This window comes from Streptomyces sp. NPDC002669 (assembly GCF_042889165.1).
Classification (GTDB): Bacteria; Actinomycetota; Actinomycetes; order Streptomycetales; family Streptomycetaceae; genus Streptomyces.
On sequence record NZ_JBIAQQ010000005.1, the window covers coordinates 39283 to 51910 of the forward strand.

Here is a 12628-nt window from a genome sequence, read left to right on the forward strand (position 1 = left end):
CGGCCCGGTGGCGCGGACGGGACTACTCGCCGCCCTCCGCCGCCAGCGCCTTGCCGACCCCGGGCTCCCGCGGCCCCAGGAAGTGGGGATCGGGCTTGAACACGGCGTCCAGCGCCGCCTTCCCCGCCGCGAACACCTCCCGCGTCCCGCCGTAGTACCAGGTCGCGTCGTGCACGGCGTCGACGCCGACGCCGTACGCGTCGATACCGGCGGTCCGGCACAGCGCGATCGCCCGGCGGATGTGGAACCCCTGGCTCACCAGCACCGCCCGGTCGACCCCGAAGATCTTCTTGGCCCGTACGCACGAGTCCCAGGTGTCGAACCCCGCGAAATCGCTCACGATCCGCCGGTCCGGGACGCCCCGCTCCCTGAGGAAGGTGCGCATGGCCTCCGGCTCGTCGTACTCCTTCCGGCTGTTGTCGCCGGTCACGAGCACGACCTTCACTTTTCCCGCCCGGTACAGCTCGGCGGCGGTCCGCAGCCGGTTCGCCAGGTACGGCGACGGCCTGCCCTGCCACAGCCCCGCCCCGAACACCACGGCCACCTGCTGCGCGGGCGCGTCCGCGACAGTCCTGACGCGGGCGTCGGCGACGGTGTACATCCAGGTCGCGGGCGCCAGCGCGGCCACGCACGCGAGCATCACCCCCTGCACGGCCCGCCGCTGCCCGCGCCGCGTCCGGGGAAACCTCGGCCGCAACCGCCCGAGCGACCGCAGTCCCGGCCGTTTCATCCGCATGGGAGCCCCTTCTTCTGCCGTGCCGGGGGCCGCCGCCCCCACCTGATCGGACGAGCGGCGGACCCGAAGGGTTGCGAATCGGACGGACGGGTTCGGCCGGGCGGCCCGCGCGGCCGCCTGAGCCCGTTCACCGGACCGGCCGTCTACTGTCGGAACCATGGACGGTACGCAGGGCCACGGCACGGACGACACGCGGGGCCACCGCACAACCCCCTACGGCCCGGCGGACGCCGAGCGCTGGGACACCGAGCCGGACAAACGGCCGGGCCGCACGGCCTTCCAGCGCGACCGCGCCCGGGTGCTGCACTCCGCCGCGCTGCGCCGGCTCGCCGGAAAGACCCAGGTGGTCACCCCCGGCACCCGCGGCCGCGCCTGGGACGCCAGCCCGCGGACCCGGCTCACCCACTCCCTCGAATGCGCCCAGGTGGGCCGTGAGCTCGGGGCCGCGCTCGGCTGCGACCCCGATCTCGTCGAGACGGCCTGCCTCGCCCACGACCTGGGCCACCCGCCGTTCGGGCACAACGGCGAGCAGGCGCTCAACGACTTCGCGTCGGACTGCGGCGGCTTCGAGGGCAACGCCCAGTCGCTGCGGCTGCTGACCCGGCTCGAACCCAAGCGCTTCGTGCCCGACACCCGGACCGGCGAACTGGTCAGCGTCGGCCTCAACCTGACCCGGGCCGCCCTGGACGCCGCCACCAAGTACCCCTGGCCGCGCGGCGCGCACCCCACCGACCCCGGCTCACCGAAATTCGGGGTGTACGAGGACGACCTGCCGGTCTTCTCCTGGGCCCGCAGGGGCGCGCCGGAGAACCGCACGTGCTTCGAGGCCCAGGTCATGGACTGGTCCGACGACGTCGCGTACTCCGTGCACGACTTCGAGGACGGGCTGCACGCCGGCCACATCGACCCCGGCTGCCTCTACGCCGAGCCCGAGCGCGACGAGATCTGGGCGGTCGCCATCGGCCGCTACGTCCCGGCGGACACCGACCCCGAGGAGCTGGCCGAGGCCCTCGACCGGCTCGTCGACCAGGACTGGTGGCCGCACGGCTACGACGGCACCGCCGTCGCCCAGGCCCGGCTGAAGGACGCCACGAGCCAGCTGATCGGCCGGTTCTGCCTCGCCGCCGAGCGCGGCACCCGGCAGGCGTACGGCACGGGCCGCCTCGGCCGGTACGCCGCCGAACTCGTCGTCCCCCGCGAGGCCCGCAACGAATGCGCGGTCCTCAAGGCGGTCGCCGACCGGTACGTCATGCAGCGCGCCGAGCAGGAGGCGATCCGGGCCGACCAGCGGATCGTCATCGCCGAGCTGGCCGCCGCACTGACCGCGCGCGCCCCGAAGGGGCTGGAGCCGCAGTTCCGGGCCCTGTTCGACGCCGCGCCCGACGACCGGGCCCGCAAGCGGGTCCTGGTCGACCAGATCGCCGCCCTCACCGACGCGTCGGCCCGCTCCCTGCACGCCGCGCTCGTCCTGCGCCGCTGACCGGCCCCCGCGGCCCCCGCCGCCGACCGGCCGCCCCGCCCGGCATCCGGCCCGGCGGGTGGAGCATGGAGATCTCCCGGTCCAGTTCGGCCATCGGGGTCGACAGCACCCGGTCGATGCCGGTCTCCGGACCGGTGTCGCCCCGCCCCGGGGTCAGGAAGTCCGGGAAGAACGCGGCGTGCGGGCGCAGCCGGGCCGGGGCGGTCACCGTTTCCCCCGGGCCCGCCTGCGAGCCGCACCCCGGGCCGCGGGCCGCGGGCGCAGACTGGGACCGACCACTGGGGGTGACCTGATCGGGGTACACCCTCTTTCGTCATCACGCTGCGTGCGGGACGCTCGCAGTTGGCGGCGCCGCGAAGCAAGCACCGAGGAGGCATCAAGTGGTCGACGCACATCGGACGTTCGTCATCGTCGGCGGAGGACTGGCCGGAGCGAAGGCAGCGGAGACCCTCCGGGCGGAGGGTTTCAGCGGCCGGGTGATCCTCCTCGGCGACGAACGCGACCATCCGTACGAACGGCCGCCGCTCTCCAAGGGCTACCTGTCCGGCAAGGAGGACCGCAGCGGCGTATTCGTCCACGACACCGCCTGGTACGCGGGCGCCGAGATCGAACTGCACCTGGGCCAGCCCGTCACCTCGCTCGACCGGGCGGCCCGCTCCGTACGGCTCGGCGACGGCACCGTCGTCCACTACGACAAACTGCTGCTCGCCACCGGGGCCGAACCGCGCCGCCTCCCCGTGCCGGGCACGGAGCTGGCCGGTGTCCACCACCTGCGCCGCCTCGCCCACGCCGACCGGCTGCGCAACGTCCTGACCGCGCTCGGCCGCGACAACGGCCACCTGGTGATCGCCGGGGCCGGCTGGATCGGGCTGGAGGTCGCGGCGGCGGCCCGCGGATACGGCGCCGAGGTCACCGTCGTCGAACCGGAACCGACCCCGCTGCACCAGGTCGTCGGCCCCGAACTCGGCCAGATCTTCACCGACCTGCACAGCGACCACGGGGTCCGGTTCCACTTCGGCGTCCGCCTCACCGAGATCATCGGCCAGGACGGCCTGGTGCTCGCGGTCCGCACCGACGACGGCGAGGAGCACCCCGCCCACGACGTCCTCGCCGCGATCGGCGCCGCCCCCCGCACCGCCCTCGCCGAGACCGCCGGACTCGCCATGGCCCCCCGCGCGGACGGCGGCGGCATCGCCGTGGACGCCTCCCTGCGCACCAGCGACCCGCACATCTTCGCCGCCGGTGACGTCGCCAACGTGGCCCATCCGCTGCTCGGGGCCCGGCTGCGCGTGGAGCACTGGGCGAACGCGCTGAACAGCGGCCCCGCCGCGGCCCGCGCCATGCTCGGCCAGGAGGTGAGCTACGACCGGGTGCCGTACTTCTTCTCCGACCAGTACGACCTCGGCCTCGAATACTCCGGCTGGGCGCCACCGGGCAGCTACGACCAGGTGGTCATCCGCGGCGACGCGGGAAAGCGCGAGTTCATCGCCTTCTGGCTGAAGGACCGCCGGGTGCTGGCCGGCATGAACGTCAACGTGTGGGACGTCACCGAGACCGTGCAGGGGCTGATCAGGTCCGGCCGGCAGGTCGACCCGGACGCGCTGGCGGACCCGTCGGTGCCGCTGGACTCGCTGGGCTGAGCCGCGCCCGGTACGCCGGCCCCCGCCCGGCCCCCGGGCCGCGCCCGGCGTACCGGACCGGCTGGTTCCGCGGATCACGGTGCCGCGCGGTCCGGCTGTCCGTCCCCCACCCGTAGAATTCACCCGTGGCAGGCAGGATCAATGACGACGATGTGAAGGCGGTACGGGACGCGGTCCCGATCGACGCCGTCGTGTCCGAGTACCTCCAGCTGCGCAACGCGGGCGGTGGCAACCTCAAGGGGCTCTGCCCGTTCCACGACGAGAAGTCCCCCTCCTTCCAGGTCAGTCCGAGCAAGGGTCTCTTCCACTGCTTCGGCTGTCAGGAGGGCGGCGACACGATCGCCTTCGTGATGAAGATCGACCACCTCTCGTTCTCCGAGACGGTCGAGCGGCTCGCCGCCAAGGCGGGCATCACCCTGCGCTACGAGGAGGGCGGGTACAACCCCTCCCACCAGCGCGGCGAGCGCATCCGGCTGGTCGAGGCGCACAAGGCGGCCGCCCGGTTCTACGTCGAGCAGCTGGAGAGCCCCGAGGCCGAGATCGGCCGGAAGTTCCTCGCCGAGCGGGGCTTCGACCAGGCCGCCGCCGCCCACTTCGGCGTCGGCTACAGCCCGGCCGGCTGGGACCACCTCACCCGCTACCTGCGCGGCCAGGGCTTCAGCGACAAGGAACTGATCGCCTCCGGCCTCTCCCAGGACGGCAGGCGCGGCCCCATCGACCGCTTCCGCGGCCGGCTGATGTGGCCGATCAGCGACACCTCCGGCGACATCGTCGGCTTCGGCGCCCGCAAGCTGCGCGAGGACGACAACGGGCCGAAGTACCTCAACACCCCCGAGACCGCGATCTACAAGAAGTCCCAGGTGCTGTACGGCATCGACCTGGCGAAGAAGGACATCGCGAAGGCCAGTCGGGCCGTGGTCGTCGAGGGCTACACCGACGTCATGGCCTGCCACCTCGCCGGGGTCACCACCGCCATCGCCACCTGCGGCACGGCCTTCGGCGGCGACCACATCAAGATCCTGCGCCGGCTCCTGATGGACAACGGCAGCGCCCGGGTGATCTTCACGTTCGACGGCGACGCGGCCGGGCAGAAGGCCGCCCTGCGCGCCTTCGAGGACGACCAGAAGTTCGCCGCCGAGACGTACATCGCCATCGCCCCGGACAACATGGACCCCTGCGACCTGCGGCTGGTCAAGGGCGACGACGCCGTGCGCGACCTGGTCGAGCCGCGTACCCCGCTCTTCGAGTTCGCGCTCCGCCAGATCGTCTCCAGGTACGACCTGGAGACCCCGGCGGGCCGCGCCGCCGCGCTCGACGAGGCGGCGCCCGTCGTCGCCAAGATCAAGACGGGCAGCGTGCAGCGCGAGGTCGCCGTCCAGCTGGCCGGCTTCGTCGGCATCCTGGACCAGGAGTACGTGGTGCACCGGGTCAACCAGCTCGCCCAGTGGGCCCGCGGCCGGGGCGGCGACCGGCGCGGCGGCGCCCGGCCCGCCGCGCGGGGCGGCGCACAGCACCAGGAGGCACAGGCCCCCGCGCCCCCGTCGGGCCCCGCGCTCAACCTCCGCAGCCCGGCCCACCGCACCGAGCGCGAACTGCTCAAGCTCGCCCTCCAGAAGCCCGAGCTGGTCTCGCCCGCGTTCGACGCCTACGGGGCCGACGAGTTCACCGCCCCGCCCTATGCCGCCGTGCGCCGGTGCATCGAGGAGGCGGGCGGCGCCGAACAGGGCCTCGCCGACAGCCGCGAGTACCTGGTCCGGGTGCTCGACGCGGCCCCCGACGAGACGGTGCGCAACCTCGTCACCGAACTGGCCGTCGAGGTCTTCCACGGCAAGAGCATCGACGAGACCTACGCGGGCATGCAGCTCGTCCACGTCCGGCTGCGCGCCGTCGACCGCCGGATCGCCGACGTCCAGAGCAGCCTGGCCCGGCTCGGCAGCAACGTCGCCCCGGACCACCTGGCCGCCGCGCAGAACGAGGTCTGGGTCCTCCAGCAGTACGCCCAGAACCTGCGCGGCCACGGGGCCGCCGCGCTCTGAGGCCCCCCGGGGTGCTCCCGGGGTAACCGCCCGGTCACGGACCGGACTCAGAAAGTCCCCGCACGCCCCTCGTGACGGAGATGTGTCGTGCCCCACACTGAGGGCGGTGCCTGAGTCATCGGAACGCGGCCGGTCCACCGAACGGTGGCCCGCACCCGCGGTCCGGCAGCGATCACCTGGAGGTCGCCCCCGTGCAGACCCGGACCAAAACCGAGCACATCTCGGCCATCCCCGCGCAGCACCGGGCCTCACGGCACCCGGAGGCCGCGGCGGGATCCCCGCCCGCACCGGTCGATCCGCCGGACCCGCCCGAGGCGCTCGCCGAGGAACCGCCGGAGGCGCTCACGGAGGAGTCCGAAGCCCCGGAACCGGAACCGGGGCCCGGACAAGGGGCGCGGAACCGTCCGGAGACCGGCACCACCTCCTCCGACCTCCTCCGCCAGTACCTGCGGGAGATAGGCCGGATACCCCTGCTCAGCGCCGCCGAGGAGGTGGAGCTCGCCCGCCGCGTCGAGGCCGGGCTCTTCGCCGAGGAACGGCTCGCGCGCACCCCGGACCCCGACACCCGGCTGGCCGTCGACCTCGACCGGCTGGTGGTCATGGGACGGATGGCCAAACGCCGCCTCATCGAGGCCAACCTCCGCCTCGTCGTCTCCGTCGCCAAGCGCTACATCGGACGCGGGCTGACCATGCTCGACCTGGTCCAGGAGGGAAACCTCGGGCTGATCAGGGCGGTCGAGAAGTTCGACTACACCCGGGGCTACAAGTTCTCCACGTACGCGACCTGGTGGATCCGGCAGTCCATGTCCCGCGCCCTCGCCGACCAGGCGCGGACCATACGGGTCCCGGTGCACGTCGTCGAACTGATCAACCGCGTCGTGCGCGTCCAGCGCCGGCTGCTCCAGGAACGCGGCTGCGAACCCACGGCCGAGGAGGTCGCGGCCCAGCTCGACCTCACCCCGGAGCGGGTCGGCGAGGTCCTGCGGCTCGCCCAGGAACCCGTCTCGCTGCACGCCCCGGTCGGCGAGGAGGACGTCGCCCTCGGCGACCTGATCGAGGACGGCGACGCCGCGTCCCCGGTCGAGTCCGCCGCCTTCCTGCTGCTGCGCGAGCACCTCGAAGCGGTGCTCTCCACGCTCGGCGAACGCGAACGGAAGGTGGTCCAGCTGCGCTACGGGCTGGACGACGGGCGGCCCCGCACCCTGGAGGAGATCGGCCGGATCTTCGGCGTGACCCGCGAACGCATCCGCCAGATCGAGTCCAAGACGCTCGGCAAACTGCGGGACCACGCCTTCGCCGACCAGCTCCGCGGCTACCTCGACTGAGACGGCGCGAGGGCCCGCGCCGCCGGGTGGCGGCACGGGCCCTCGAAGACCGAACGGGCGGTGGCCCTAGTCGACTTCGGCGACCGCCTGGGCGAACTGAGCCGAGTACAGCCGGGCGTAGGCGCCCCGGGAGGCCAACAGCTCCTCGTGCGTGCCCTGTTCGACGATCGAGCCGTTCTCCATCACCAGGATGACGTCGGCGTCCCGGATCGTGGAGAGCCGGTGCGCGATCACGAAGCTCGTGCGGCCGTGCGCGAGGCGCGCCATCGCCTTCTGGATCAGCACCTCGGTCCGGGTGTCGACGGAGCTGGTCGCCTCGTCGAGGACCAGGATCACCGGGTCGGACAGGAACGCGCGGGCGATCGTGATCAGCTGTTTCTCACCCGCGCTGACCCCGGTGCCCTCGTCGTCGATCACCGTGTCGTAGCCGTCCGGGAGGGTACGGATGAAGCGGTCGGCGTGGGCCGCCCGCGCCGCCTCCTCGATCTCCTCGCGGGTGACCTCGCGCGAGGCGCCGTAGGCGATGTTGTCCGCGATCGAGCCGCCGAACAGCCAGGTGTCCTGGAGGACCATGCCGATCGACCGGCGCAGGTCGTCGCGCGACATCTTCGCCACGTCCACCCCGTCGAGCGCGATGCGCCCGCCGGTCACCTCGTAGAACCGCAGCAGCAGATTGACCAGGGTGGTCTTTCCGGCGCCGGTCGGGCCGACGATCGCGACCGTGTGGCCGGGCTCGACGTCCAGCGACAGGTTCTCGATCAGCGGCTTGTCCGGGTCGTAGCGGAACGACACCTTCTCCAGCGAGACCCCGCCCCGCAGCTTCCCGGGCCGCTCGCCCTTGCCGGGCGCGGGGTCGGCGCCCTGCTCCTCGGCGTCCAGCAGCTCGAAGATCCGCTCGGCCGACGCGACGCCCGACTGCACCAGGTTCGTCATCGAGGCGACCTGGGTCAGCGGCATCGAGAACTGGCGCGAGTACTGGATGAACGCCTGCACGTCACCGATGGACAGCGCGCCCGAGGCGACCCGCAGCCCGCCGACGACGGCGACCAGCACATAGTTCAGGTTCGACATGAACATCATCAGCGGCTGCATGATCCCGCTGTTGAACTGGGCCTTGGAACTCGCCTCGTACAGCGCCTCGTTCTGCTCGGCGAAGTCCTTCGCGGACTCCGCCTGCCGCCCGAAGACCTTCACCAGGGTGTGCCCGGTGTACATCTCCTCGATGTGGGCGTTGAGCTTGCCCGTGACCCTCCACTGCTCCACGAACTGGGGCTGCGAGCGCTTGCCGACCTTCGTCGCCACGACCACCGAGAGCGGCACCGTCACCAGGGCCACCAGGGCCAGCAGCGGCGAGACCCAGAACATCATGATCAGGACGCCGACGATGGTGAGCAGGGAGTTGATGAGCTGGCCCATCGTCTGCTGCAACGTCTGCGAGATGTTGTCGATGTCGTTCGTCGCCCGGCTGAGCACCTCGCCGCGCTGGGCCCGGTCGAAGTACGACAGCGGCAGCCGCGACAGCTTCGTCTGGATGTCCTCGCGCAGCTGGAACACGACCCGGTTGATGATCCGGATCGACAGCCGGGTGGCCACCAGCATCAGCAGCCCGGCACCGACGTAGATCGCCAGCGCCACCAGCAGCACGTCGCCCACCGCGCCGAAGTCGATGCCGTGCCCCGGCACGAAGTCCACCCCGGACAGCATGTCGGCGAGGCCGCTGTCGCCCGCGCGCATGCGCGCGATGGTCTCCTCCTTGGTCGCCCCCTCCGGCATCTGCCGGCCGATGAACCCGGCGAAGACCAGGTCGGTCGCCCGGCCGAGGATCTTCGGCCCGATCACCGACAGGGTGACGCTCACCGCGCAGGCCGCCAGCATCGCGTAGAGCGAGAGCCGCTCCGCCTCGAAACGCCTCAGCAGCCGCTTCGAGGACCCCTTGAAGTCCATGGAACGGTCGGTCGGCGCCCCGCCCGCCATCATGCGTCCGCCAGGACCGGCCATCACGCGGCCTCCGCTTCCGTCAGCTGGGAGAGCACGATCTCCCGGTACGTCTCATTGCCGGCCATCAGTTCGTGATGGGTGCCGGAGCCGACGACCCGGCCCTCGTCCAGCACCAGGATCCGGTCGGCCTCGCGGATGGTGGACACGCGCTGCGCCACGATCACCACGGTCGCGTCGGCGGTCTCCCGCGCCAGCGCGCCCCGCAGCGCGGCGTCGGTCGCGTAGTCCAGGGCCGAGAACGAGTCGTCGAAGAGATAGATCTCCGGCCGCTGCACCAGCGTCCTGGCTATGGAGAGCCGCTGCCGCTGCCCGCCGGAGACATTGGTGCCGCCCTGCGCGATGGGCGCGTCCAGGCCGTGCTCCAGGCCCTCGACGAACTCCTTGGCCTGGGCGACCTCCAGCGCGTGCCACAGCTCCTCGTCGGTCGCGTCCGGATTCCCGTACCGCAGGTTCGTCGCGACCGTCCCGGAGAACAGGTACGGCTTCTGCGGGACCAGGCTCACGGTCTTCGCCAGCAGGGCCGGATCCAGCGTCCGCACGTCCGTGCCGTCCACCAGCACCTGGCCGTCCGTCACGTCGAACAGCCGCGGCACGAGCCCCAGCAGCGTCGACTTGCCGCTGCCCGTCGACCCGATGATCGCGGTGGTCTCGCCGGGGCGGGCCAGCAGGTCCACCGACCGCAGCACCGGCTCCTCGGCGCCCGGGTAGCGGAAGTCCGCGCCGCGCACCTCCAGGTGGCCGCGGGCGCGCAGCTCGCGGACCGGCGCGACCGGCGGGACCACGCTCGACTCCGTCTCCAGGACCTCCTGGATGCGCTCGGCGCACACCTCGGCGCGCGGCACCATCATGAACATGAAGGTGGCCATCATCACCGACATGACGATCTGCATCAGATAGGCGAGGAAGGCGGTCAGCGCGCCGATCTCCATGCCCCCGCTGTCGATGCGGTGGGCGCCGAACCAGAGCACCGCGATCGACGAGACGTTCACGACCGTCATCACGGTCGGGAACATCAGCGCCATCAGCCGGCCCGTGGCCAGCGCCACGTCCGTCAGCTCGGTGTTGGAGCCGCGGAAGCGCTTCTCCTCGTACTCGTCGCGGACGAAGGCGCGGATGACCCGGTTGCCGGTGATCTGCTCGCGCAGCACCCGGTTCACCGTGTCGAGCCGCTCCTGCATGGTGCGGAACAGCGGACGCATCCGCTTCACGATCAGACTCACCGAGATGCCCAGCACCGGCACCACCGCGAGCAGCACCGCGGACAGCGGGACGTCCTGGCCGAGCGCCATGACGATGCCGCCGACGCACATGATCGGGGCCGACACCATGAGGGTGAACGTCGTCAGCACCAGCATCTGGACCTGCTGGACGTCATTGGTCGTACGGGTGATCAGCGACGGTGCCCCGAACCGCCCGAGCTCGCGTGCCGAGAACGACTGGACCCGGTCGAAGACCGCGGCCCGCACGTCGCGGCCGAGCGCGGACGCGGTACGGGCGCCGTAGTGGATGGCCCCCATGTTGCAGACCACCTGGCCGATGCTGACGGCGATCATGATGGCGCCGAATTCGAGGATGTAGCCGGTGTCCCCCTCGACGACACCGTTGTCGATGATGTCGGCGTTCAGGGTGGGGAGGTAGAGGCTGGCACAGGTCTGCAGCAGCTGGAGGAGGACCAGCAGCACGATGGGTTTCTTGTACGGACCGAGATGGGCCCGCAGGAGTTTTATGAGCACGCGTGTCTCTCGGGTGTCGGCAGAGTGCGGGAGTCGACCCATTTTCCGGCACCGTCGGCCGCGACTGCGAGTAATTTTACTCAAGACCAGGTCAAAAAAAAGACCGAGTACACAGTCGGTGGGAGCCCCGCCGCGCGCCCGGTCCCACCGGGTGCCGCACCCCCGGTTCCACCGCGCCCGCGCGCGCTCGGAGCGTGCTCAGCGCGCGGCGTCGAACGCTCCCGGATGGATCCGGTCCCGGGTCGTCACGTACTGCTGGCGCACCGCCTGTCCGACCGCCAGCTCCTCGCCCGGCTCCAGCACCTGCGCCGCGGCACCCTGCCAGGCCGGGGGGACGAGCGGATCGACCGTGCCCTGCGAGGCGCCCAGTGCCCAGGCCGCCTGCCGGGCCGCGCCCAGCGCCGCGTACTCGGCGGGCTGCGGCACGACCACCTGCGTACCGAAGAACGCGGGCGCCAGCCCCTGCACGGCGGGCAGCTCGGCCGCCGCCCCCAGCAGGAACACCCGCCGCACCTCGACGCCCCGGCCGCGCAGCACGTCGAGCGCGTCGGCCAGCGAGCACAGCATCCCCTCGAACGCGGCCCGCGCCAGGTGCTCCGGCTTCATCGACTCGCGCCGCAGCCCGCACAGCGTCCCCGCGGTGTGCGGCAGGTGCGGGGTGCGCTCGCCCTCCAGGTACGGCAGGAGCACCAGCCCGGAGGCGCCCGGCGTCGACTTCAGCGCCAGCGCGGACAGTTCCTCGATGTTCTCCAGGCCGAGCATCTCGGCGGTCCCGCGCAGCGCCCGCACCGCGTTCGAGGTGTGCACCACCGGCAGGTGCATCCCGGTGGCGTCCGCGAACGACGTGATCATCCCGGCCGGGTCGGACAGCGCCTCGTGGTGCACCGCCATGACCGAGCCCGAGGCGCCCAGCGACACCACCGCGTCGCCCACCCCGACCCCGAGCCCGAACGCCGCGGCCATCGTCTCGCCGGTCCCCGCGGAGATCAGCAGCCCCTCGGGCGTCGTCCCGGCGGTCCCGGAGGGGGCGAGCACCTCGGGCAGCGCGGCCCGGTGCCCGAGCGCGAGCTCCACCAGATCGGGCCGGTAGGAGCCGCTGCCCGCCGACCAGTAGCCGGTGCCGGAGGCGGCGCCCCGGTCGGTGGTCCGCCGGGCGGGGCGCCCCAGCAGCTGCCACACCAGCCATTCGTGCGGCTGCAGCACCGCGGCCACCCGCTGCGCCGCCTCCGGCTCGGTCCGCGCCAGCCACCGCAGCTTCGCCACCGGCTGCGCCGCCTGCGGCACCGAGCCGACCGCCTCGGCCCAGGACTGCCGCCCGCCGAACAGGTCGATCAGGTCCGCGGCGGCGGCCTGCGCCCGCTTGTCGTTGCCGACCAGCGCCGGTCGTACGGGATTGCCCTGCTGGTCCAGCGGCACCAGGCCGTGCTGCTGCGCGGAGACGCCGATGGCCTGCACGCCCTCCAGCAGCCCGCCGCCGGCGGCCTCGCCGAGCGAGAGCAGCCAGCCCTGCGGGTCGACCTCGGTGGCCTTCGGGTCGACGGGGTGCGCGGCGTACCCCCGGCGCAGTACGGCGCCGGTGTCCGCATCGCAGACGACGATGTGCGTGAAGGCGGAAGAGCTGTCCAAGCCCGCGACTATCCCCATGCACAAGATTCTGCCGCACCACCGGAGCGTTTCCGT

8 protein-coding genes are annotated in these 12628 nt (G+C 72.4%); 4 read left to right on the forward strand and 4 right to left on the reverse strand.

Annotation, left to right across the window (positions count from 1 at the left end):
• Positions 1-22: 22 nt before the first annotated feature.
• Complete coding sequence (locus ACFYW1_RS09195; RefSeq protein ID WP_388990142.1) at positions 23-730, reverse strand: vancomycin high temperature exclusion protein; 708 nt, start codon at positions 728-730, stop codon at positions 23-25.
• A 163-nt stretch (positions 731-893) separates the two neighbouring features.
• On the opposite strand from ACFYW1_RS09195, the gene ACFYW1_RS09200 reads away from it, so the two are divergent.
• The 4 genes from ACFYW1_RS09200 (at position 894) to ACFYW1_RS09215 (ending at position 7217) form a co-directional block, all read left to right on the forward strand.
• On the forward strand, positions 894-2216 hold the full coding sequence (locus tag ACFYW1_RS09200) for a deoxyguanosinetriphosphate triphosphohydrolase (protein WP_388989428.1): 1323 nt from the start codon (positions 894-896) through the stop codon (positions 2214-2216).
• A gap of 380 nt (positions 2217-2596) precedes the next feature.
• Positions 2597-3856 carry an NAD(P)/FAD-dependent oxidoreductase gene (locus tag ACFYW1_RS09205; RefSeq protein WP_388989431.1) on the forward strand — a complete coding sequence of 420 codons (1260 nt, stop codon included), beginning with the start codon at positions 2597-2599 and terminating at the stop codon, positions 3854-3856.
• 125 nt (positions 3857-3981) lie between these two features.
• Complete coding sequence (dnaG, locus tag ACFYW1_RS09210; protein WP_388989434.1) at positions 3982-5892, forward strand: DNA primase; 1911 nt, start codon at positions 3982-3984, stop codon at positions 5890-5892.
• Positions 5893-6083: 191 nt separating this feature from the next.
• Complete coding sequence (locus tag ACFYW1_RS09215) at positions 6084-7217, forward strand: RNA polymerase sigma factor (protein ID WP_388989437.1); 1134 nt, start codon at positions 6084-6086, stop codon at positions 7215-7217.
• A gap of 66 nt (positions 7218-7283) precedes the next feature.
• Here the strand turns inward: ACFYW1_RS09215 and ACFYW1_RS09220 are convergent, their stop codons facing one another.
• The 3 genes from ACFYW1_RS09220 to ACFYW1_RS09230 all read right to left on the reverse strand — a co-directional run bounded on the left by ACFYW1_RS09220 (position 7284) and on the right by ACFYW1_RS09230 (position 12592).
• Positions 7284-9215 carry an ABC transporter ATP-binding protein gene (locus tag ACFYW1_RS09220; protein ID WP_388990144.1) on the reverse strand — a complete coding sequence of 644 codons (1932 nt, stop codon included), beginning with the start codon at positions 9213-9215 and terminating at the stop codon, positions 7284-7286.
• Positions 9215-10948 (reverse strand): ABC transporter ATP-binding protein, encoded by a 1734-nt coding sequence (locus ACFYW1_RS09225; RefSeq protein WP_388989440.1) that lies wholly within the window; start codon positions 10946-10948, stop codon positions 9215-9217. The genes ACFYW1_RS09220 and ACFYW1_RS09225 overlap by 1 nt, the downstream gene beginning before the upstream one ends.
• A 198-nt stretch (positions 10949-11146) precedes the next feature.
• The gene (locus ACFYW1_RS09230; RefSeq protein ID WP_388989443.1) at positions 11147-12592 is read right to left on the reverse strand and encodes an FGGY family carbohydrate kinase; all 1446 of its coding nucleotides are present in this window, start codon (positions 12590-12592) and stop codon (positions 11147-11149) included.
• Between the last annotated feature and the right edge of the window lie 36 nt (positions 12593-12628).